Source organism: Pseudomonas marginalis, assembly GCF_900105325.1.
GTDB lineage: Bacteria > Pseudomonadota > Gammaproteobacteria > Pseudomonadales > Pseudomonadaceae > Aquipseudomonas > Aquipseudomonas marginalis.
Map to the genome: position 1 here is coordinate 1,389,766 of NZ_FNSU01000001.1, position 23,648 is coordinate 1,413,413.

The 23,648-nt window shown below is 54.9% G+C and carries 15 protein-coding genes; 6 read left to right on the forward strand and 9 right to left on the reverse strand.

Annotated elements, in window-relative coordinates:
* Positions 1-26 precede the first annotated feature (26 nt).
* Genes BLW22_RS06790 through BLW22_RS06800 form a run of 3 tightly spaced genes read left to right on the forward strand, consistent with a single transcriptional unit; the run spans position 27 to position 2,513 of the window.
* Positions 27-1,430 carry a GNAT family N-acetyltransferase gene (locus BLW22_RS06790; protein WP_074844819.1) on the forward strand — a complete coding sequence of 468 codons (1,404 nt, stop codon included), beginning with the start codon at positions 27-29 and terminating at the stop codon, positions 1,428-1,430.
* A gap of 19 nt (positions 1,431-1,449) precedes the next feature.
* Positions 1,450-1,812 (forward strand): hypothetical protein, encoded by a 363-nt coding sequence (locus BLW22_RS34830; protein WP_159440235.1) that lies wholly within the window; start codon positions 1,450-1,452, stop codon positions 1,810-1,812.
* The gene (locus BLW22_RS06800; protein ID WP_074844825.1) at positions 1,809-2,513 is read left to right on the forward strand and encodes a 4'-phosphopantetheinyl transferase family protein; all 705 of its coding nucleotides are present in this window, start codon (positions 1,809-1,811) and stop codon (positions 2,511-2,513) included. The genes BLW22_RS34830 and BLW22_RS06800 overlap by 4 nt, the downstream gene beginning before the upstream one ends.
* Here the strand turns inward: BLW22_RS06800 and BLW22_RS06805 are convergent.
* Genes BLW22_RS06805 through BLW22_RS06815 form a run of 3 tightly spaced genes read right to left on the reverse strand, consistent with a single transcriptional unit; the run spans position 2,500 to position 4,566 of the window.
* Positions 2,500-3,234, reverse strand: a complete 735-nt coding sequence (locus BLW22_RS06805; protein WP_083381326.1) for a helix-turn-helix transcriptional regulator — start codon at positions 3,232-3,234, stop codon at positions 2,500-2,502. The genes BLW22_RS06800 and BLW22_RS06805 overlap by 14 nt on opposite strands.
* Positions 3,235-3,283: 49 nt before the next feature.
* A complete protein-coding gene (locus BLW22_RS06810) occupies positions 3,284-4,210 on the reverse strand; it encodes a DMT family transporter (protein WP_074844828.1) in 927 nt (308 codons plus the stop codon).
* Positions 4,210-4,566, reverse strand: a complete 357-nt coding sequence (locus tag BLW22_RS06815; protein ID WP_143045096.1) for a hypothetical protein — start codon at positions 4,564-4,566, stop codon at positions 4,210-4,212. Before BLW22_RS06815 ends, BLW22_RS06810 begins: the two co-directional genes overlap by 1 nt.
* Positions 4,567-4,703: 137 nt before the next feature.
* Here BLW22_RS06815 and BLW22_RS06820 point away from each other — a divergent pair, with 137 nt between their 5' ends.
* Positions 4,704-5,615: a LysR substrate-binding domain-containing protein gene (locus tag BLW22_RS06820; protein WP_074844835.1), complete on the forward strand. Its 912-nt coding sequence runs from the start codon at positions 4,704-4,706 to the stop codon at positions 5,613-5,615.
* 96 nt (positions 5,616-5,711) lie between these two features.
* Here BLW22_RS06820 and BLW22_RS06825 read toward each other — a convergent pair whose 3' ends face one another.
* From BLW22_RS06825 to BLW22_RS06840, 4 genes are all read right to left on the reverse strand, one after another.
* A complete protein-coding gene (locus BLW22_RS06825) occupies positions 5,712-6,605 on the reverse strand; it encodes an HNH endonuclease (RefSeq protein ID WP_074844838.1) in 894 nt (297 codons plus the stop codon).
* Positions 6,602-8,275 carry an AAA family ATPase gene (locus BLW22_RS06830; protein WP_074844841.1) on the reverse strand — a complete coding sequence of 558 codons (1,674 nt, stop codon included), beginning with the start codon at positions 8,273-8,275 and terminating at the stop codon, positions 6,602-6,604. Before BLW22_RS06830 ends, BLW22_RS06825 begins: the two co-directional genes overlap by 4 nt.
* 1,064 nt (positions 8,276-9,339) lie before the next feature.
* Positions 9,340-10,056 (reverse strand): hypothetical protein, encoded by a 717-nt coding sequence (locus BLW22_RS34295; protein WP_074844844.1) that lies wholly within the window; start codon positions 10,054-10,056, stop codon positions 9,340-9,342.
* A complete protein-coding gene (locus BLW22_RS06840) occupies positions 10,053-13,112 on the reverse strand; it encodes an HsdM family class I SAM-dependent methyltransferase (RefSeq protein ID WP_074844847.1) in 3,060 nt (1,019 codons plus the stop codon). The genes BLW22_RS34295 and BLW22_RS06840 overlap by 4 nt, the downstream gene beginning before the upstream one ends.
* Before the next feature lie 1,700 nt (positions 13,113-14,812).
* Between BLW22_RS06840 and BLW22_RS06845 the strand changes: the two genes are divergently transcribed.
* Complete coding sequence (locus BLW22_RS06845; RefSeq protein WP_074844850.1) at positions 14,813-19,954, forward strand: RecQ family ATP-dependent DNA helicase; 5,142 nt, start codon at positions 14,813-14,815, stop codon at positions 19,952-19,954.
* 344 nt (positions 19,955-20,298) lie between these two features.
* Here the strand turns inward: BLW22_RS06845 and mobH are convergent, their stop codons facing one another.
* Positions 20,299-22,023: a MobH family relaxase gene (mobH, locus tag BLW22_RS06850; RefSeq protein WP_074844853.1), complete on the reverse strand. Its 1,725-nt coding sequence runs from the start codon at positions 22,021-22,023 to the stop codon at positions 20,299-20,301.
* Positions 22,024-22,247: 224 nt separating this feature from the next.
* Here mobH and BLW22_RS06855 point away from each other — a divergent pair, with 224 nt between their 5' ends.
* On the forward strand, positions 22,248-22,445 hold the full coding sequence (locus tag BLW22_RS06855) for a DUF7740 domain-containing protein (protein ID WP_074845191.1): 198 nt from the start codon (positions 22,248-22,250) through the stop codon (positions 22,443-22,445).
* A 132-nt stretch (positions 22,446-22,577) separates the two neighbouring features.
* Here the strand turns inward: BLW22_RS06855 and BLW22_RS06860 are convergent, their stop codons facing one another.
* Complete coding sequence (locus tag BLW22_RS06860; protein WP_074844856.1) at positions 22,578-23,540, reverse strand: ArdC family protein; 963 nt, start codon at positions 23,538-23,540, stop codon at positions 22,578-22,580.
* Positions 23,541-23,648: the final 108 nt, after the last annotated feature.

Here is a 23,648-nt window from a genome sequence, read left to right on the forward strand (position 1 = left end):
TTCCGTTTATCCATCAGGACGATGCTATGTCAGCCAATGCTGCATCTGTACTGCCAGGCGATGAGCCGGGGGCCGCCTTATCGCCGTTGATTAAAGGGGGCGCGCAGGGGCAGTGCCACCGCATTCCGGTGCAGGCCCAATTTGACGGGTACAGCGTGCCGGCCCTGCTGACGGTTCAAGGTGAGGCCCATTGCCTGCTTGAGCTGCCCGCCGGCACGTACCGCGCCGGTGCCGCGCCGGTCAGCGTGGCGCTGTACTTCCAGCAGAACCTGCATCACCCGGTGGTGCCGGTGAAAATGCGCGGTCGCTGGGCACCCAGCCAGCAACCTTGCCTTGAGCTGGTCAACAGCGGTCCCAGGCCGGCTCATCTGAATGAGCGCGAGCGCTGCGAAGAGCCTCTCAAGGCGTTGGCGCGCAGCCCCGTGTTGTTCAATCGCCGCCTGAGCCTGGACCTGCATTACCTCAGCCCGCTCAAGGGCGTGTTCGAGGTGATGGACCGCGATGTGGTGATCGTGTCCGGCATGGACCTTGAGCTGCAGTTCAACTGCCCGTGGAGTGGCCTGGCCATTGCGCGGGTGCAGGTGCTCGGGCGTTTCGAGGAGCACGGGCGCTGGCTCTGCCACTTCCGCGTGCTGGACACGCCGTCGAGCCGCGCCGTGGCACTGATGCTGCTGTGTCGGCAACGGCACTTCACCTTTGACAGCCTGCCGGCAGCGCTGCGCAAGGGGGCGGCGGTCGACCGCCTGATCAACGTCGCGATTATCCAGAACGCCGATGCACTGGAAGAAGTGCTTGCCTGTCGGCTGGCGGCCAACCGGCACTACGGACGCCTGGAAGACGTGCAGGACCCGCACACCTTGTGGGACGAATGGGACCCCTACGCCATTCAGGTCTGTGCGCGTCTGGGCAACAAGTGCGTGGGGAGCGGGCGTGTGGTGGTCAACAGCAGCCACCGCGAGCGCTGCGAGATCGAAGTGTCGACGCCTCTGCCCGTCTGGTTGTGGGACGCAGGTTTTGTCGAGATGTCGCGGGTTGCGGTATTGCCCGAATACGCCGGGCACCGTGTGATGCTGGCCTTGCTGCGTGAGCTTGGCAGGGTCGCGCTGCACCTGCGCAGTCGCTACATCGTGCTGGATGCCATTGAGATTCTGGTGCCGGTGTACACCCGTTTAGGCGCGCAATGCCTGCCGATCACGAAAAAACATCCGTACAGCGGTGAGAGCGTACGGGTGATGTATTTCGACGTCGGCCAGTTGCTCAGCCGCCTGAACTGGCATTTGCCGCAGTGGTTGTACGTATTCGGGCCGACTATCGAGCACAGTGTGCATCGTCGGCAGATTGGCGCCCTGGCCGCTCAGTTTCGTGTGTCGTCCATGGGCATCCGGGTTAAATGGGGGATTGCGCGTGCGCTCAAAAAACTCAGGGGTTAGCCCTTCGGTCGTGCGGCTGGTGAGTTCGATTGCGTCGGCCACGTTGTATGCCGGTTGGGTGGCGTTCTGCGCTCGGCACATGCCCTGGACGGCCATGGCGCAATCAGCCCTGGCACAGTGGTTGTTGAGTTTCGCGGCGACTTTTGCATTTTCGGCCTTTATCAGTCGCCGGATCGGCCGCAGCCCACGCCAGGCGGTTGCCGTTCGCGTGGCAGCCGTGGCGATGCTGATCTACACGGCCGTCCTGCTGAGCGTTCACCTGGTCATTGGCACGCCCCATCCGCTGCTGACTCTGCTTCCGGTGGTGAGCCTGGCGGGGGCTTACGCCTTGTTCTTTGCGCGCCTGCAGGTGCGCCACAACCTGCGCGAACAATCGGCGTGAGCGCGGTGCGGTTGGTGGTGTTTCCCGTACATGCGGCGGCGGATCCTGACTGGCAGGTAACGTTGGACGCCGAGCAACGGCAGCAGGCCGCGCGCCTGTGCGAGCGGCGACGGGTGCGCTACCTCAATGCTCGCGTGGCCTTGCGCTTGACCATCGCCGAGCTGCTGCACTGCGACCCTGGGCAGGTGATTATCGAGCAGCAGCCCAGCGGGCAATTGCGCGTGCGCAGCGAGCCGCCGCTGTTCGCCAGTGTGACCTACGCGCAGCGTCTGGGCGTGCTGGTGGTGGGAACGTCCGCAGTAGGCCTGGATTACGAGGAGGGTGGCGCCCCGGTATTCTGGCGCAGTGCGGTGCGTCGCTACTTTTGTGACAGCGAACGCACCTGGCTGCAAGGCCGTGACATCCATACGCAGGAAGCCGACTTCGTCTGGTTATGGACCCGGCGCGAGAGCTTGCTCAAATACCGTGGTTCCGGGATTCGCGGCGATATGCGCTGCCTGTGTAGCAGCCGGGACGGTGCCACCGCACCGTACCAGCACAGCTTCATGCTGGCGGGCGGGGTGGGCACACTCACGGGCGAGGCGCTGACCGTCGAGCTGTCGCCCGAGTGGTTGGCCTTGTGTGGTCAGCAGTCGTTTAACCTGGGGTTCAGTTGGCGCACGGCACCTGTCGGGATGGGATGTTGCGTCAAATCTGAATAAGATGCATCGACAGTGCCTGCACCACGGCAGCGCTACGGCTCGAGACGCTGAACTTGCGTCGGATATTCTTGAAGTGGAAGTCCACGTTGGCTTCCGAGCAACTGCAAATATTCGAAATCTCCCAGCTGGTCTTGCCGAAGGCACTCCAGCGCAATATCTCTTTTTCGCGCTGCGTCAGTTTGATCTGGGCGGCAGGCACTTCGCGCGTCATCGGTGCCATTACGCGCAAGGCGGCTTGCAGCGCCGCGTCCCTGAGCATCAGCAAGGTCCCCATCTGGCGCCTGATCAGCCATTGCGCCTGATCAATATCACTCGCTTCAAGACTGAGGCTCAGCGTACCGAATTGGCCCTGGGGGCCGTGCAGAGCGAAGGTCACGCCATATTCGAGACCGTGAGCCAGGGCCAGCTCGCGCAGGTTGAGGCGCTGCGGCGAACTGAACAATGCCTCGGTCCAAATGATCGGGGTGACGTTCTCCATGCAATGCAGTTGCACCGGGTCTATCTTGGCGTAACCGGCTCGTTCGTACTCCTCGCGCAAGGCCTGGGGGAAATCGCCAATGACCAACTGGTTGCACGCGTGTGCGTTCCTGCTGGGGCTCAGGCGCAGCTGAAACCGGCCGAAGCCCAACTGCAGCACACGTTCCTTCAAGCAAGCCATCAACTCATTGCTGGTGGTGATGCACAGCAGGTCCAAAAAGGGCTCAAGTGCTTGCGAAATCATCTTTCATTCCTTTTTCAAGTGATTGCCAGCTCAGCCCAGAGGGTGCCGATCAACGATTCATCAGCCATATCGACGCGGCTACCAGCAGCCCTCCCAAGCCTTGCCACAGGGAGAGTTGGGTGTTGAGAACGACCCAGGACAACAACACCGCAAACAAAGGCGCCAGAAACAGGAAGCCACTGGTGCTGGCCGCGTCTGCGCGTTTGAGCGCCACAAACCACAGCCCGAACGAGCCGGTCGAGGCGGGTATGGCCAGCCAGGCAAACCAGCCCCACTGCTGCGTAGTGAGGTGGGCCGGCCAGTGTTCGCCGGCCAGCACAGCACAGGCGAGCGCCCCCAGGGCGCCAATAAACATTTGCCAGAAGCTCAAGGCCCAAGTGCCCATGGGCAGCGGGTTGCGCTTGATGATCAGGGTCGTGGCGGCCCAGCTCAGGGCCGCACCCAGCGCCAGGGTCACACCGACCCACGCACCCGGCTGGGCGTCCTGCGCCAGGTCTGCACCCACGGCCAGCGCTACACCGATCACGCCGATCACCAGGCCCAGCAGGCGAATGGCCTTGAGCGGTTGCGCGAAGAACAGCCGATTGCCCACGGCGACCCACACCGGGTTGGTAAACAGCAGGATCGCGGCAGTGGAGGCCGACACCGTGCGCATCGCCAGGAACAGCAGACTCATCACGGCAGCGGTTTGGGTCAGGCCAATGACGGCGATTACGCGCATTTGCCGGGCGTTCAGGTGACGCGGGAACAGGGCGGCGCGCCAGGCACGCCCTTCGAGCATCACCAGGGGTAAGGTCGCCAGCGCCGCCAACAGGAACCGCGCGCCCACCAGCATCAATGGGTCGAACCCTTGGTTGAGCAGCACCTTGCCGGAGACGAAGCTTGAACCCATCAAAAACGTGGACGCCAGGATTGTCACGGCAAAGCCCAGGTAGTCACGGGCGCCGCTCGCTCCAGCAGTGATTGACACGGCCATCAGTGAATTTCAATCCGCAACGGCTCGGCGTGGTTCGGCTTGAACGGCGCGATCAGCCATTGACTCAGGCGTCTGGTGGGCGCTTCCTGCGCTGGCGCCAGGGCGATTTGCAACACACCTGCGCCATCGATCAAGGCTGTACCGGCGCTCAGGCGCAGGTCCTGGTGTTGCTCCAGAAACAGATCGCAGCCTTCCCAGCTCACCCAGTGACTGCCACTGAGCGAGCGCGCAATGATGTCCTGGTTAAAGCGCAGCGACATCAACTCCGCTGCGCGCAGGTGAACATAAACCCACTCCGGCTCGCAGTCCGCCCAGGCGTGAGGATGAGGGCTGGAAGTGACTGATAGCGTACGCACCCTGATGTCTCCTGAAAGGTCTATGGGGTGCGTCCGACACCGAAAAAACTGTGGTGAGTGCACCTGCACTTACATTAAATTGGCATCAGGTTCTTAGATATCAGTCTTTTTTTTACATATTTGTTAGGAGCGCTTACATGTCGGCTATCCCGCCCCTCAGTTGCCTGCGCAGCTTTGAAGCCGTCAGTCGTCTAGCGAGCGTCACCCTCGCGGCGGCAGAACTGCATGTCACGCACTCGGCGGTCAGCCAGCAGATCAAAGTGCTGGAAGAGATGCTCGGGGTGACGCTGTTCGCGCGTGAGGGACGCGCCCTGCGTATCACCGAAGACGGCCGCTTGTATTCACTGCAAGTGCGTGAGTCGTTGAATAACATTGCCGACGCCACACGCCAGGTCAAAGCGCAGCCCAAGGCTTCGGAGCTGGTGGTCGCGGTCATGCCATCGTTCGGGTTATCCTGGATGCTGCCGCGCATTGGACGGTTCCAGGCGCGCTACCCGCATATCACCTTGCGCCTGCAGGCCAGCCTGGCGGTGACCAATCTGGCGCAGGAAGCCATCGACATCAGCGTGCGCATGGGCCGGGGCGATTGGGATAACGTGCAACAATTCATGATGTTCCACGATGAAATGATTGTCGTCGCCGCCCCCGGTTTCAACGGCGGGCAACTGCCCGAAACGCCGGCGCAGATCGTTGCCAGCCCGATCATTTTCACTATGGATTCCTGGCAACCCTGGTGCGAAGCCGCCGGCCTGAACGTCGAGGTAGCGCGTAAAGGCTTGTGCAGCAACGATTCGAACCTGGTGCTGGAGGCCGTGCGCCTCAAGCAGGGAATTGCCCTCGTACGCCGCAGCCTGGTACACGACGCCATCGGCCGCGGTGAGCTGGTGCAATTGAGTGACTATGCGGTGCCGTATGCCTATCCCTACTGGCTGCTGCTGCCGGACCGCGAACGCATCCAGGGCAGGCGCCAGCAGTTTGTCGAATGGCTGAACGAGGAGGTGGAGCTCTATCTGCAAGAGGTCGATCAGGTGCTTAGATCGTCTGTGTAGCGGACTCATCCCAGATGCCCTAAATCACCCGGTGTGCGGCTAGTGTAATAGGGTGAGGACAAGTTGAATCAACGTATCGAGTAGATCCCTAGGCTATCAGTCTAAATCATCGAACAGGTCGTCCAAGATATGCTGAGGCACCCTGAAAACATCCACAAACCCGCCATCTACGAATGCGTCATGTCTCGCGAGGGCTCGCAGTAGCGTCGGGCGCCAATGGTTGGTGTACAGCTCGTGAGCCTCATGAAGTGCTTGAATCTTTAAGTGCTTACGGACACCTGCTTTACCACTTCGAGCGTACTCACGATGGGCTGAGGTTGCGTGCGACATGACGTAGGTGTTGATCTCCTTTTCATAACGCTCATTGAGCTCAAGCGTTTTAATCTGGTGTGTCAGTCGATTGCTGATGTCCTCGTTCAGATCAACATCAGTCGCGACCTGGAAGGTAACGACCAGCCCACCTTCGGAGATATCAATCCTAGCCTCCAAAAACTTCAAATCGGGCAGCGCGTCAAAATAGGCGTGGAGAAAAGCTAACTCATCTTTAGTCTGCTCCCCAAAGCCTGCGAGCTTGATGTGGTTGCAATCGTGGCAACTTGGTACGAGATTTCGCGCGTAGATGGCCAGAGGCTTGAAGTGGGTCCGAGGTAAAAAGTGGTCAAGTTCGGAAACGGTTTTGATGCCGCAGATGGGACACAGCCCCACGTCCTTGAACAGGCGTTGACGCAGCGGATAAAGCAAACGGTCTTCCTGCGTTTTGTCATAAGCGGCGTCCAGCGCATCAATTAATGACGCAGGGAAATCATTACCTTTCAGCATCTCGCTAGCTGTGCCCAGGTCACCGTCATAGCGATCATAGATGGCGAGCAGGCTCGTGATTTCGTCTTCAGTCAATTTATGCCCTTTTGGGCCACGGTAGTTGTACTGACGAATGGAGGCGATCAGATCATCCCGTGATGAGTCGCGATGTGGCAGGGGAAGATTTCTCATTTCTTCAATCTGCGCCTCGCTTGTTTGGAAAGCACATAAGCGCGGGCTTGGGCGCTAAGGCCGTACTCAAAAGCCGTTTCCACCTCGTCTATGGAATCGTACTCTTCGGCCAGCTTGTCGAGAGCATTGTGGTAGTCAGTGCTCGCTGCGGTCAGTCCAAAACTGTCATAAGTCAGGATGCCTATATTTTCCCCGAAGGTTTCAATCTTCGGCCTTTCAATGGTGATTTCCGCACCATTGCGGCTGACGTAGCGGACGTGGCAGGCAAGTGTCTCCTGCAACATTACAGGGGAGTGCGTTGCGACGACACAGTAGGCATTAACCTCCGTCAGGATCATCCGCACGGCGTGCATCAATGCGGCCATCAGCGGTGGATGCAAATGCGTTTCCGGTTCGTCGAAGAGAACAAGTGATTGCGGCCTCGTGTGCACAACCAACGAGGCGATCACGTGCAGCACAATCTTGTGACCTGTACTCCAACTCATGAAATGGCGCCGAGATCGCCGAGGCCTTGGAATAAGGTCCGCAAGTTGAAGCTTAAGATCTCGAAATGATGGGTCGGCTATCAGCGATTCAACGGCAGCTTCAAACAATTCGCTTCCACCGTTTTTTCTGATTGCTTTAAGCAATCCTTCGAATTCATCCGCAAGCGCGTCGATCGATTTGAGCTTCGTAGAGCTGCGCCTTTCCATGGATATTTCGGGCGGCTCGATCTCTGGATCTTCTTCTGCTTCGGCCTGCAGTTTTTCCAGATCATCGCGTACCTCTGCTACGACGTCTCTAAGGCCACAAAACACGAAACGGCTATCACCGTTTTCAATGTCATCAGTAATTTGCGAGAGGTCTCGAGCTGCAAGGCCGGGAACGGCGAAGCTGTCGAAGGCACTGTAAGAAATAGTGATTACCCGCATGAAGCCGATGGCCTTTGGCGTGATCTCACCCATTGCGGCGAACTCAGGTTGATCCCGTTCGTGGGGGGAGGCATAGGCGAGATGTGAGAGCCTCGACAAAATGGTGCTCTTTCCTGACCCGTTACGGCCGACCATAACGATGATTCGCTCGGGCAACAGAACCCGTTTTCGGCTCGGGCCGACTCGTCTATATGACCCTGAGTAGTAATCGGGCTTAGGCGCCTCGAAATTAAACTCGATAGGATCGGCGGCTCCTGCCGGCTGGAAGGAAAACTCATCCATTCCGACAAGTGTTGTAAAATCCCCTTGGTAGAGAATGCTCGCATCCCGAATGAACTCCCTCCACTCTGTCGTATCCCTAAACACGGAATTCCCCCATCCCTCTTCGTTTTTGAACTCATCCACAAGATTCGGGTTCGCAACCGCGTCCTGGAGGGCCGTCATGATCCTCGTGCGATGTCTGCGAGGGATCTCATTGAGACGCTGGTAATAGTCGAGCGAAGTCCCGACTGACACCCACCCATCCCCTAGTCGGGTGAAAGGTTTTTTGATGAGTCGAGCACCGGTGGTTTGGCCCTGCTTGAGAATCTTCACCCCACCGATATAGGTAACGTTGTCCGGTTCGTCCGCTTTCGGGCGATAATAAAGGTGATATAGCGTCTGGAAGCTGTAGTCATTCCAGTCATCCTGCTGAAGTGCGAACAGTGTTTCGGTACGTTTTAAGATTCGGCGCGATGGAGCGTAAATTTCGATGGCCATTGGGATTTCGATTCCTTTTGAGTGTTGTCTTATCCATTGCTTGATCCGTGTGTATGTCGGGAATCAGTTGGTCAAGATCAGGAAGCAAAGTTATGTCGCTGATTGTGCCAGAGCGAGCGTTCAGCGGCGATAAACCGAAGGGCTAGTGGCTCAAACATCGTGATTGCGCCGTCTGAACCGCCCCGGTGGCATCAATGCAAATCACCGAAGTCATCTACGAGAGAAACAGGCACATCCCTCGGAAGCTGAGGCGGGGTTGTAGGTGTTGCTGACCGAGTTGGGATAAGAGTTTCGTTGGCGCATGGCGATCCTGATGATAACGGCGATGGAGTCCACGTATTTTTCACTGTGCCAGCTGCCTTATGGCTGAAGTCGGTAGGTGGCTTCGCCGGGCGGTTACAATGATACTGCCGAATCAGCCCGTAATCTGTCACTCGATTCGCTGGATTTGATCATTTGAGATGTTGGGAGTACCGATGCGAATTGGACAACCTTGTTTCCCATCGGAGAGTAGTGCTCAGAACACATTTCGGTGCTGGAAACTGCTTGCCAAGACTAGCTGTTAGAATTGCGCAGGTTTAGTGACCAGGCCCTTGAGGAGCAGTATGAACAAAGAATGGACCGGAGAAGAAATGCGCCAAGCGTTGTGCAATTTTTAACGCGTGCCGTCCTGGTCGATCAGAAGTGCGTAGCGGCTCGCGCGGTAAAAGGAATGATGTTCGTGCTAGGTATCGGCTGAGCGCAACGCAAATCGGTGCGTCGATACACAAAATGACATTGCGCGTGTGAGTAAAGAGCGTTCTTTGTAAGAGGTAATATAAGAAGCGCGCGCATGCAATCTCTTGATAGGCGGTATCGTCTGTCCGGCTATCAATGACGTCTGTCAAGGTTTAAGTAAGTGAAGATGGCCGAGGATGTATTTTGGAGCCACCTCAATATCCCGTAAAAAAGAGTTTGGACGAGCTCAACATCCGTGATGTGCTGCTTCAGGAGTGACCTGGACACTTTCACGATGAGGCGACGGTCCAACCAGTGAGCCGTCTATTTCCTGGAGGAGCGTTTTTTCATACTTTTTTCTTCCCGCGACTTTGAGGAGCAGGCGAAGAGTAACCAAACTCTAGGAAGAAGTGTGCTATGTGGATGCTACCGTGTGGTGGGGCGCTTGCGGCGGGGCGAAGATGTACCGTGTCAAACGCCGCTGCTGATGGAAAAAGAACAGACGGCGCTTGCAGATGAGCGCCGTCGCTTGAGGGCTGAATTCTGAGGTTGGTCTGAACATCTGGACTACTACCTAAAGCCAGACGGATAGGATCCACACATTGTGAGTAGTCATCAATGATGATGCCCATCATGCAGGCCACGGGGTCTCCTAAGCTATAGGAACCATCGACGAAACGACCCAGACCATCGCTCCCCCAATAAGCCTTATAACTACTGGCGGTCCTTTTTAGTTTTTTAAACTCAAAAACGATCTTCCAGTTATTTGAGTCATTCCAAGTATATTCAATATCCGTTCGCGTACGAGACTGAATATTCAGAGTGTTTGGGTCTACGATGACGTGAACAGGTTCGGCGGACCAGTTTCCGAGCAACCTAGGGTGCAAATCCCGTACTCGGGAGCAAAGGACTAGAGTTAGGTCAGGTTCTTTTTTGGCTCTATTAAAGCCATCTTGGTGGCGTCTAGCCAAGAGCTTCCATGTTTCTGAAAGCGCGTCGACTGCCTGTTTTGCCTGCTGGTGAGGGAAGGTTTTCAACCAGTCCAATGGGATGCTATTACTCATTCAGCAGACACCTTTTCACGGTGAATAAGCTCTACGATAGAGCGCGCATCGCGCATTGCAGATCGTTTTAGCCACATTCGCCGGAAAGGTGGACGAAGAAGCAAGAAAGCACCTGGCGCTTGAATTGTTACGTCCGGGAGGAAGGCAACAGTTTCAGAGCGATGAGCTGGTAGTAGTCCTTGGGAGTTCAGACCTTCCATAGTTTTCTTAACCCAAATTTCTAATTTTTTCTCGTCGAAGTCAGCAGCCTTTTCAGGCTCAGAGAGAGTAATAGCCGCTACCGCTACTCGACCAACTGCAGAGTTTACCGTCCAAGCCTTAACTGCAATGGATCCCTCGCCGTTTAAGTGGGACCGCCATATACCGAGTTCTTGGCTCAAAGTTTCTGCGTAATCTTTTAGCTCATTTTTTGTAATCGTTTTATATACTTCAGTATTGATGCTTTTATAGCCGCGAGGGCGCACTGAAGGAACTAGTATAGTGTTTGCTTCTGTGACCAAGGCAGATTCTACGGCGCTCAGTCCGAAATACTCGTGAATCAAGGTGTTTATGTGTTTCTGTATCTGGGGGTTATGGTTTTGTGCTCTTAGAAATTCAGGTCTTTCGATATCTCCGAGTGCTAAAGATACTTCAGATATTATTTCTCTAGCTCGGCTTGGATCAAAGTGGTCATCGGGAGCGAAAAAAGGAAACTGTTCTATGTCGCCCAATGTTACTCGGTTGCGGTCACAAGTAACTTGAAATGCCCTCATCAACAGAAAGTAGGTAGCAAGGTCGGAGCGTAGATATGCAGCCATAAAGCGCAAAAGTTCTCTATCGCTTTCTGGTCCCGAAATTACCCCTATGCTGCTGGTGAATGAGGCCGGTCTGTCAATATAGGCTGCTCGAATTTGTTTACTGCTATCGAAACCGTCAGTAAATAATATACGAGGGCCATGAAAAACATCCCATAAGTCGTCAGTGAGGTTTACAACGGACTCAATACCTTCTGGAAAACTTTGTATTTCGTCATCTAGGAGAACAGGCGAGCTGGACTTCAATGATTCAACTAGTATATGCCCGATTTTTTTTAGGGGCGCCGCATCTGAAGTAAACTTAGCATGTTTGTCTTTTAGGTGAACGCCTTTGCGGGTGCGCCAGCTGTTTTCTCCGTTGTTGAACAAATCTTTAACTTGGCCTATAGCTCTAAGCCGTTCACATAGGGCTATGTCGAACTCATTGCCCCACATCAGTGTGACAAGACGAGTGGGATCATTGTAGTAAGCCTGTGCTGGCACCAAGTGACGGTCCGCAGGAGAAAGAGCCAAGCGGCCAAAGGCTAAACTAGCATCAACTTTTGGGGCCCAGTATTCAATATGCTCATCTGCTGGAATTGACCATGACTGTGTGCCTGTTCTAGGGCGAGAAGTAATAACAGCACAGCTGTGTTCCGCTGTCTCAAATATAAAGTTATGGAGGTCTCCAAAATTTATAAATCGATCAATTTTCGCCAGCGCAAGCCAGCCTTGAATAAATGGCCGACTAGTAGACGCAATGAGCAGGCTGATTGGCATAATCAGGCATATGCGGCCATTTGGCGATACACTTTCCAATGCTCTAAATGCAAAGTCGCCTGCCAGTTGACGACGCGCTCTTGGCACTCCTTTCTTCTTTGCCCAAACATCCGCCGAACTCCATGCGCTTCCGGCAGGCTCACTCCAAGGAGGATTCGAGATTATGAGGCTGAATCTTTGTGATGTAGCAAACAGGTTTTCAGGTGCGAAAAAATCCCCGTGTTGTTCGCCGCACAGTAAGTTTATGCCGCGAAGTGTTGGAAGTTTAACCTGTTCACTCTCCTGGAGTAGAGCAATATCGGCAGGTTTTAGATCTTCAAGAAGCGAAAGGTATAAACTGAAAGCAGTAACACGACAGGCGGCCTCACTAATGTCAGCGCCAAAAATGTGTTCCTTTAAAAGTTTTATACGACCTGCGAGATCCAGGCATTCCCCCGTTTGACTTTCTTGTATTTGAAGAAGGCGCCGGTATGCAGTAGTAAGCAAGATGCCAGAGCCGCAGGCTGGATCGAACACCGTTTCATTTGCCGGATTCAGAGATGTATGGAATGCTTCATCAATTACAAAGTTTGCAAGATGACGAGGCGTATAATAGGCCGACAATATGCTCTGCCGTTCCCCGATAAATGATTCGTAAATTCCGGACAGCAGCTCTACAGGAATGAAGCTGAAGTCATAATTCCATAGTGATTGCTGACCAGTGTCCAGATCGACTTGGTCAAGGAAGCGGCCAAGTATGTCTAAACCCTTGGAGCTGACCAATGACCACCAGTCAGAGTTTGTATGGTCTAGCGAAAGAAAATCACCGTTAAAGTCTTTCCTAAGCGCCTCGATCAGTTTTTCAATGCCACGGGTGTTATGGCTGGCAACTAACGAATGTAAAGGCTCGACATCTCGTTGGGTGCGGTAAACTTCGCTTACGATATTTCTATGCTCAAGGTAGGAGATAAAAAGTATCTGGCCTAAAAGTCCTTGTGCTGCTGCTCGAGCTACATGGACTTTGGTTAGCTGTTCAATTGCAAGTCCCAAGTTTTTCAGAAGTTGTCGATCGACTCTGTCTCCTGGAGAAAACCATTTTGGCAGTCTACGTTGAACATCACTTGATGAGATTTCAGCTAATGAGAAGTAGCCAGTAGTAATGGCTTCTTTAGCACTTAGGGTGGTGCCAACTGGCACGTTCTTCGCCGGCGGGTACGCAGTTAAGCTTGAGTCGTCCATCACAATGACTAACGAAATCAGGTTTTGATTCCAGATCTTTTGACGAATACGATTTAAGTCTTCTGTAGAGAGTGATAGCGCGTTATCAAAAAAAGCCACCGCAGGCACGCCATCTACTTCAAATACAGCTTTTGCGCGAACTTGGCCGTCAGGACGCAACAGCTCGTTAAGCTCACTTCTATACCTGTGACTGAGGCTAATATCCGAAGACTCAACGTGAAGTCCTTGGGCATGGCGATATCCGAGGACTTCTAACCAGCGCTCAAAAGTAATGTTCTCGTTCATTGTTTACGCTGCCTACGCGCTCCGGCTTTGACGGCCGTTTCAGAAGCGTTGAAAGTCTGCACTCTGTTTTTTTTCCGATTTGGCGTCACTGATTGCAGACCAAGGTCAAGCAATTGCTGTTGAGAGAGTCCAGGTAGGTAATCGGCTACTAGGTAGCCGTCCACTCGTGCAAAGATCTCTCGTAAAGATATGACCAGACCCTCTCTCAAGTTGCTTGGCACATGTTCCACAAACTGAACGGTTGCAGGGCAAACTTGGATGATCAAATATGCCTCTTGGGTGTTTGGGCGCGGGCCAAGGAGTGCTCGTGCGATATCTTGGCTTAAAGAGACAATAGCGTCCCTGCGGAGCCCAAAACGAGTCTCAAGCTCGCAGCAGATAGTGATCACTGCCAGATCATGCTTGGAGTACTCACGGGCAACCCGCGCACGCTCAGCCCTAGCCTGATATGCAGGTAATTCATTCAGTAATCCGCGTAGCTGGTGCCGGGTATATCCCGTTACGTTCGCAATATCGGCGGATGTTATCGGCTTGGTCTTCATCTGCGTATGTTAGACGCAGATCTGAGTATATGTCACGCAGGCTCGTGTTTTTTATCGTTTAAGGCCGAGACCAAGGCAGCTTAGCTGGCTCAGTGTGCCGAGAGATGGTGGCGAGGGCTCGTGACTGCGCGAACATTTACTGCTCAAGGTGTACAGAGCAGCAGCGTCCTCCGATTTCGGATTCATTATTTCTCGAAATAACCCGTGTGTTTATTGCTCATGAGTGCCGAATTTTCCCAGTCCGCGAGATGCGGGATGACTGCTGCGAAATGTCGGTCTTCTCATAGCCTCGCCCGCGTTTGCTTTCGGGGTACAGGGCTGCGGGTTGGTAGGTTGGATTGAGCAGCTGTGTTACTGCTAGGTTCCGATCCGACGCCGCCTGACTACCAAATCAGAAATTGGCCGTAACAGCTTGCCGTTTTATCCACACAATGACCCACTGCAGCTGAGATTTCTCCTGGGATACATGTCGGCTTGCCGACCACTCCGCCCCCGTCGGGGTGGACGTGGGCGGAGGCGAAAAGTGGGGTGGCAATCACTGACTCCAGCACCAAGACGAGCCAGTTCTCTACGGAGGTAATCCAAGCTGAAGGGACCATCGGAACGTAGGTACTCAAAGTAGCGCCTAAGAAAAATAAACTCTTCAGTGATCAATGAAGAAAGGCTCTGGAAAACAGCTCCGCCATCGAAGCCGGCCTCCACCAACACCATCATTTTTCGTATCCGTCGCACTGCGCTACTCGCGCCTCGCCATGGGCGCAAACGACAGTATTCTCGGGGTCAGCAAAAAGCCTCAAATCAGCCACTGACCAAGCTGCAATGATCAACGCAGCACCGGAAACCACGCAGCGTGATGAACGGTGGTGAAGTGAGGGGAAACCTCGATTTCTTCCAGCTTAAAATTTCGACTTTTTCAACGCAATTCGACGAAAGCAGCCACTTGCTCGGCCTCGATATTTCTCATTCGGGCTGTAAATGCCCATCCAGAGGGTAAGGCAATGTCGACTCGATCAGCATTAGTTCATCGCTCCTATACCTCGATACCCATCGCGGAGCTGCATAAATGCGTCTCACCGCAACCGTGCGCACCTATCAGCGCTGGCCATTTGCCGTTAAAGTGACGCAAGCCAAGTAGTTTTTTGCAAGGATGCTGTTCGGATGGTTTCACTGACTCTACCTACAAGCCTGATTTTTGACCTGGAAGTCGTCCCCGGCAGAGCCAATCAACCTGACCGCATTTTTATGATTGGCGCGATGCGTCCTGACACGGAAGAGGAGCTCGAGCATAAAGTCGACAAGGATCTGCCCGCTGCCCTTGAGGCCTTAGATCGCTTAGGGCAGGGCGCTAGTTTTGTGCTCGGCCATAACGTCATCGACCATGACTTGCCGATACTCCAAGAGCAAGCTGCGCATCTCGCCTTACACCAGTTGCCGGTGATCGACACCCTGCGCCTATCGCCGTTGGCTTTTCCGCAGAACCCGTATCACCGTTTGGTCAAAGACTACAAACTCATTCGTGACAGCCTCAACTCTCCGCTGTCCGATTGCCGCTCGACCCTGACACTATTCAATGACCAACGCCGGGCATTTGAAGAACTGAGCATTAAGCACCAGGCAGAACTGCTCTGCTACCAAGCGCTGCTCGCCCCAACGCCGAAGAGCGACCTGGGCGCGCTCTTCTCCTCGATCACTGGACAGGAGCCTAGCCTCACAGAGTTGCGCAGTTTGATTCCCGAGCTGCTTAGGGAAACCGACCTGGACCTGACGCGCACTTCCAAAGTCTGCAGCACCAGACTGAATCAGTTGCTGGAAGTCGACCTTATGGACGAGAGTCTGCATTGGCCATTAGCTTATGCGCTGGCCTGGCTGCGCGTCTCGGGCGGCAACTCGGTTCTAGCACCCTGGGTGCGCCATCAATTTCCAGCAACTGGTAAATTGATTGCCGAGCTGCGTGACGTCCCCTGCGGAGGAAGCCACTGCGACTACTGCAGCACTACTCATGACCCCCGCCACGAGCTCAGGCGCTACTTCGCTCCAATTCAGGAGTTTCGGACTGAACCGGACGGGCGCCCTTTACAGCATAACGTGGTACTGGCGGGTATGCAGGGAAAGCACGTGCTCGCAATTCTCGCGACAGGGGGTGGAAAATCCCTGTGCTACCAGTTGCCCGCTCTGAACCGCTTTCACCGCAACGGCAGCCTGACAGTAATCATTTCGCCATTGCAGTCGCTGATGAAGGATCAGGTCGACGGCCTTCTTGCTCGCAACGTCCAATGTGCAGCGACCTTGAACGGCCTTTTAACCATGCCTGAACGAGCCGAGGTGTTAGAGAGGATCCAGTTAGGGGATGTAGGCATTCTGCTGGTCTCGCCCGAGCAGTTTCGCAACATGGCCTTTCGCCGCGCGATCTCCCAGCGTCAGATCGGTGCCTGGATCTTCGACGAAGCGCATTGCTTGTCCAAATGGGGCGCAGATTTTCGCCCGGATTACCTCTATGTCTCGCGTTTCATCAAGCAGTTCACGGGGGACGGTCCGCTCGCCGCGATCGGCTGCTTTACAGCTACTGCCAAGCCTGACGTGATTGAGGACATCGAGCAGCACTTTGAAGAGCAACTGGGCATCACCCTTAAGCACTTCATCGGTACTCACGAGCGTACCAATCTGCACTTCGAAGTCTTGCCTTGTACCCGGTCAGAGAAGCGGCACCACACTCAGGCATTACTTGAGGAAGAGCTAGGCGGTAGCGAGGGCGGTGCCGTGGTATTCGTGTCTAGCCGCAAAGGTGCTGAAGAACTCGCGGAGTTTTTAATCGGCCATGGCTGGGCCTGCAAGCATTTTCACGCTGGGCTGGAACCACACGACAAGAAGGACATTCAGGACGCTTTCAAGGCTGGGGAGCTGAAGATTATCGTGGCCACCAATGCTTTTGGCATGGGCGTAGACAAATCTGATATTCGCCTAGTGGTACATGCTGATATTCCGGGATCGCTGGAGAACTACTTGCAGGAAGCTGGCCGCGCTGGGCGCGATCAAGGGCAGGCTCGATGCGTGCTCCTGTATGACGCTCAGGACATCGAGAACCAGTTCGGGATGTGCGAAGGGTCGAAGCTGACTCTGCGTGATATCCAACAGATCCTGCGCAAACTGCGCAAGGAGAGCGACCGACGCAAGGGCGGCCGGCTCGTCATCACTGCCGGTGAAGTATTGATGGACGAACAGGTCGATACAAGCTTTGAGGCCGGGGAACGCGATGCTGAAACCAAGGTCGTCACGGCTGTGTCCTGGCTTGAGCGCGGGCAGTTTTTAAAGAGGGAGGAAAATCAGACCCAAATCTTTCCGGCAAGCCTGAAGCTGACTAAGGTAGAAGCCGACAAGCGTCTGGCCACCGCCAAATTGCCGGCCAGGCGGCTGGAAGAATTTAACGCTATTCTGAGTTATCTGTACGAGGCGAGTGTTGATGAGCGCATCAACACTGATGCCTTGATGGCACTTACCAGCCTCACGTCAGAAGAAGTCACTGCGACACTGCGTCAGATGGAGAACTTGGGGATTTTAGTCAACGACTCTAAGCTTACTTTGTATGTCCGGCATGGCGTCGTGTTTCCTTCCACCCAACGTCTGCAAGCTACCTTAAAGCTCGAATCTGCCTTGTTTGACCTGTTACAGGAATTGGCACCGGAGGCCGAGAACGGCGAGTGGCAGGATCTTAACGTGCCGCTGTTGACCTCGACGCTCAAAATAGCTTCCGACAACAAAGATTTGATACCGCTGCACGTCCTGCGACTGCTGCGCAGTCTGGCCCAGGATCACGACAGCGAGAGTCAACTGCGTAGCAGTTTCGAACTGCGTCAGATCACTCAGGATTTCCTCAAGTTACGTGTCCGCGCGGGGTATAGCTGGAGAGGTATTCAAGGATTAGGCGAGCGCCGACGTGCGTTAGCTGCCGTAGTACTTGCGTTTTTAATTGGCAAACTGCCGCCGGGTTCACGAAACAAAGATCTGTTGGTCGACACCACATTCGGCGAACTTATAGGCCTGATTGATCAGGATCTTGAACTGCGCTCCAGAATCCCCGAGTCGCAACGCCGTAAGGCTATTGAGCACGTGCTGCTATACCTGCACAAGCAGGACGTGCTAACGCTGAACCACGGCATGACCGTTATGCGTCGCGCTATGACGATTGAAGTTGAGCCGGAAAAGCGTACCGGCTACCTTAAGGATGACCACCAGCGCCTTGATGAGCATTACCGAGAAAAACGTATTCAGGTTCACGTCATGCGCGAGTATGCCGAGGTTGGGCTCGACTCGATGCGAGAGGCCAGCGACCTCGTTCAGCATTATTTCACGCTAGCCAAACAGGAGTTCATTCGTCGCTATTTTGTAGGTCGCGAGGAGGTGCTTAAGCTAGCCACAAGTGAAGAATCCTGGCGTAGCATTGTCGAGAGGCTTAGCGCTGCCCAGCGGGTTATCGTGTCCGACGACGACGACGTGAATCGTCTGATTCTGGCGGGCCCCGGGTCGGGTAAGACTCGCGTGATCGTGCACCGCATCGCTTATCTATTGCGAGTTCGGCGTGTGCCGGCGCGCTGCATCGTGGCTCTGACCTTCAACCGTCATGCGGCAAACGAGATCAAGCAGCGCCTGCTTAAGCTGGTTGGCCCCGATGCTTTTGGGGTCAACGTGATGACTTATCACCGCATGGCGATGCGCCTTACTGGTACTCGCTTCGAACAAGGCGAAACGGTCGAGGAAGGGCGTCTGGCTCAGGTGATGGGAGAGGCCGTTGAGCTCCTCGAGGGCAAGCGGCAGGTAGAAGGCGAGGACGATCTACGCGAGCAACTGATGCGAGGTTACCGCTACATCCTGGTCGACGAATACCAAGACATTGACGACCTGCAGTATCGACTCGTGAGTGCTTTGGCCGGGCGTAAGGCCGAAGAAGAAGGGCGCCTGTGCATATTGGCGGTAGGTGACGACGATCAGAACATCTATGCCTGGCGTGATACCAATAATCGCTACATAGAGCGCTTTCGCGAGGAATACTCGGCCACGAAGAACTATCTGGTCGACAACTATCGCTCCAGCGGCCGCATCATCAATGCGGCTAACAGGGTCATTGGTCGCAATCCTGATCGCCTCAAAAAAGAGCATCCTATTCAGATCGATACTATTCGCCGCGCATTGCCGAAGGGCGGCGATTGGGAGACTCTGGACCTTGAGCGGGCTGGGCGTGTGCTTCGTCTGAGGATAGAGGCTGAGGGCCACGCCCGGGCGAACGTGCAGGCCCAGGCTGCTGTGGCTGAGCTGCAGCGTCTGCTCAGTTTGGACAGCGAGGATTGGCATGGGTGTGCGGTGTTGGCCCGTGCCCACCAGTACCTGTTGCCCCTTCAGGCCTGGTGTGAAGCTCACGGCGTTCCGTATTGCCTTGCCGCCGACAAGGAAGGTGTTTTACCTCTGACCGCTCAGCGCGGCTTTGTGCAGGCTGTTGAAATACTACGAGGAATTACCGAGCCGCTGAGTGCTTCCGAGACATGGACTTACATGAGTGGAAAGCAGCTCGGGCCAGAATGGTATGACATCTTGCTCACCGCCTTTAATCAGCTCACTGCAGAGTTCGGGCAATGCCCTATGAGCGCCCAGATGCTGGTCGATTGGCTCTACGATTATTTCCGGGAGCTGCGTCAGCAACCCAGGAAGGGCCTCTACTTAGGGACTGTCCATTCTGCCAAAGGCTTGGAGTTCCGCCACGTAGTGGTCCTTGATGGCGGCTGGTCCACTCAGCCCGAAACTCTTAGCGATGAGCGCCGACTCTTCTACGTGGGCATGACCCGCGCCGAGCAAACCCTAACGTTGTGTGAATTCCCTGGAGGCAACCCTTTCAGTGGCCAACTTATCGAAGAGGTCATGTGCCGCACCTTCCAAGGTGAATTTCTTGAGGAGCTGGAGAAGCGCTACCTACAGCTCTCTTTGAAGGATATTGACCTTGATTATGCTGGGCGCCAGAACCCCGCGGCGTCAATTCATAAGACATTGGCTGCGCTTGAACCTGGCGACACGCTTGCGTTCAAGGCCCATGAAGGTAGGTATCTAATTCAGGATGCGGGCGGTCAGGTTGTAGGCCGCACAGCAAAGTCATTCAATCTGGACCTTGAGGTTGAAGAATGTGAAGTGGCCGCCGTTATGGTGCGGCATTCTGATCGGTGTGAAGAGTCCTTCAGAGCCCATCATCGCTCGCAAGAGTGGGAGTTAATAGTGCCGAGAATTGCTGGCCGGGTTGTAAAGAGTAGCGGAAAAATCTGAAGCATCTGAGGAAAAGAAAGATCCCCAAGTCCCAGCTCTCCAAATTCGCAGGTTCTACTGCAGGTCAAGGTAACAATCTGAGGCTTCGGGCAGAGAGTCCTTGCGCTGACATTGATGAATGATCCTGACCCACTTGGGATCATTCCCCCCTGACAGGGCTGGCACGGTACGGTCTGCATGGCTTTAAAACCCATTGCATCGGGTTAAAAGTTATCCACAAATAGTGTGGGTATTTTTGTGGATAAGGCTGATCAAAAACTGAGCTTCTCCGTTCGCACTAGCAAAAGTGCGGTCTTGATATTCTCCTGTATGCAGAGGCGGTAGACCTTGAGAAATATGCATCTTCATTTTAATTCGAACGATAGAAAAGGATTGTCGGCAGGCATCGTTTCGAACAGTAGTTCCGGCTTTTCTAGTAAATAACCTTTAAGTCTTGCTTTCTTCCGAGGACCTTCGACCTGGCAGATCCAGATGTTCAAGCCATTCCCACGTTTCCTGTGGACGTTCAGTTTCTCGAACTGCTTCTGCACCCAACGCCATTCCTCCACGCCCTGATTGGCCCCTTTGGCGATGCCCGGAAATTCCTGGATATAACGTTGGAAGAGTCCCGGTGTTACGAGAAACACAGTACCGGCCACTGTATGGATTTTAGCCTTGCTGTCATTGATGATCAGCTTGTGACTCTGAATGCCTTCCCTGATCCAACTCAAGAAAACCTGCCCAGGATTGTTCGAGGGGTTTCCTGCCACTTCGAGAGGATTTTTTGACGGCGTATCAAGCGCCTCGGGTTCTCCCGTTTCGAACATATCCAGCAGCGCTCCGAGGTAGTCAGCATCCTCCGTAGCCATGAGCTCTGGCTGCGATTGGCTTTGATGCGATTCTGTTCCGCCTGTCTTGGGGGAGAGTGGTGATACGGGAGCGTTGGGCTGATTGTCATCGAGTGCAACGTTCACCTTTCCACTGAAAGCCTCGGGGCGGTCTGCGCTCCCCCAAATCAATGCCGGTTGAATGCGTAAAAACGTAAAGGTCTGCTGCCAATTTCCCTGTGCCACAAGCGCGGTCCAGATAGCTTTGCCTTCCGGGTTAGACTCGACTAACCCATATGACTGGAGTTCGTCGAACACAGCGATGTTGGACGTGGGGATGCCCTCAATCGACTGTGACAGCAGATAGGCCCGCAGCTTATCCGTGACCGTCTTGCTGACCAGCCACAGGGCGTCCTGGGTTAGCCAACCCGCGGCACCCGGCTGGTTGAGTTTCAGCTCGTGCTGAACCAGATGACGAAGTCCGCTGATCAAGTGATGTTGCAGCGAATGAATTGGTGCTTGCAGCGCCTTGCTCGGGTTACCACCGATGTTCTGTGCGGTGGAAACACGGTCGGCCTGCATCACCAACTCACCGAGCACGCCGGCACGTTCGTACTGGCCCGCCAGGACATACAGCAGACAGGCCCACAGCGACGGAAATCCACTGAGCCAATCCAGGATAGGTCGGTCAAGAATCTGGGTGTAGAGCAAGCCGGCGGCGGCGCCATGCAGGTGGTAGTCCCGACCTTTGAGGTAACGAAAACGGTAGGGTTGATCTAGCGGACCCTGCCAAGGATGCCAAAGACGGCCATCCTGGCGTTCGACCTGCAGGTCTACGGCGATCTTGCCGATGTCATGCAGCAGGGCACCATAAGCAATACCGGCGGACCAGGCATCAGTCTGGGCGGCTTGGTCTTCGGGCGCGGCGCCGGTGGGCAGCAGATAGGATTGGCGCAGTTTCAAACTACAGGCGACCAGCTCCAGGCCATGGTCGAGCATGCCGCCGAGATACGCATGGTGGTGCGTCTCGCTGGCCGGGAGTTGCTGGACCTGTTCGGCGTAGCGATGGATCGGATTTAAATAGAGTTGGGTGAATTGGACGTGGGAGAGGGCGGTGTACTGCCAGATGCGATCGAGCAACTGGCGGCGGTGCTCCGCGGCTAACAAGTTGTGGGTCGACTCGATGGGCAGGTAACCGTCGGCGACGTTGACGGTTGGTGGCGGAGGGGGCTTCTGCCTTTTGTGGCGAAACAGACTGAGCATCGTGACCTCCGGGAAGTGACTGGGTCAGTGGCCTTTTAGCCTTTTCGGATAGGGCTCTTACCCTTGAATCCCCATTCCCTTCCAACCCTTACCTGTCCTTTTGGCTCGTGTCCCTTTGTGCCGCAATCGGAATATGGATACTGCTCGACATCGTTTTGTTGGAGGGCTGGTACGGAAAAGACGAGTGTCGGTACACTGCGGTGCGAATTTTCTCGGGGCTTGCCATGAATCTGACTGACGCCACGCTGGTGCTGCTCCTTGCGGCACGTATCCATGGGACAGACGAAGCCGTCAGGGCCTCGGCGAAGAGCGTGGTCAAGAAGTTGCCGCGCAGTAAGCGCGATCTGATCTACAAGGTGATCGACAGCCGGAGACCACTCGAGCTGGTGGGTTTTCTGGCGCAGAATCTGGATGCGGAATGACAGGCTGCTGGTGAGCGTGCCTCTCTTGTTCTTTGCGTCAGAGTCCCGCGGCATGGAGCCTTTCTTCTGAGCATAAAAAAGGGCCCAACTTGTGTCAGGCCCTTTGAAGCGTTTGCAACGGTGAGGTATCGATTAAGCTCCATCGTTCATGCAAGGCGAGTCATCCATGACCGCTTGCTTCAGTTGCTGCTCCAAGTTGAGTACATACTCCGATGCGCTTCGGGCGTGACCACTAGCGCGAAAGATCGCGCGTTTGTCAGCCTTAAGCAGGCCTAGCCAAAAGTCGATGTAGCCCTCGTGCCGCAACTCTCCCTGTATACCGGTATAGGCACATAAAAAAGCGGCGCCCATCTCAGCGATTAACTCCTCAAACGCGTAGCCTGGCGAGCCGAACGGACAGGCTGACGTCATGCCTTCGCGCTGCAACCGAGCGTGATGTCCCGTCCAGTGCGCCAGCTCATGAAGTGCAGTCGCGTAGTACCCGCCTTCATCGTGAAATTGTGCTTTTGTCGGCAGTTGGATGAGATCCCTGATCGGGTGGTAAAAGGCTTCGTCTGCAGGCCGATGAACGATGCGTGCACCTGAACTTAACAGCAAATTTTCCGCGGCGCTGTTGGGCTGGAAGGGATCACCCTGGTCCGTCTCGAACAGGGTTTCATTGAGCATTTCGAGCCCCTCCGTTTGCTCGATGTTGAATAGAAGATGTGTTCTGAGAATGCCGAAGTGAGCGACCTTGGGTTGACCGTTTTCATCGAGCACGGGTTGGCCTGACTCGCTTTGTTCCTCGCGTTCCATCGGCCTGTAGAGCACCGCCAGGGTGCTGTGCTCACCCTTACGGATGTGCCCGCCGGCTTTCTTGGCTTGGTTGAAGGTCAGCCAACGATCTTGAGTGAACCCCTGCAACCTGGCATCGGTCCAGAGCAACGGTAAATTGATCCCCGAATAGGGACGCCCCGTGATGGCGTTAATGGGGTAGGGGTGATGATGACCGACGTGAGCTGAGCCACTTGAGGACCAGGGTTTGATCCAGGGGGCTACGCCTTGGTCCAAAGCGGTAACGATCTTGTCAGTCACGTCTTGGTAGATATCGCGCATGGCATTTTCCTCGAGAGAAAACGGAGGAACGCCGTGCCCGTCGGGGAGGGTTCCCCGATTGGGTGATGAGTGGACTGATACAGGTCTTGCATGCTGGTCGAATGTGGA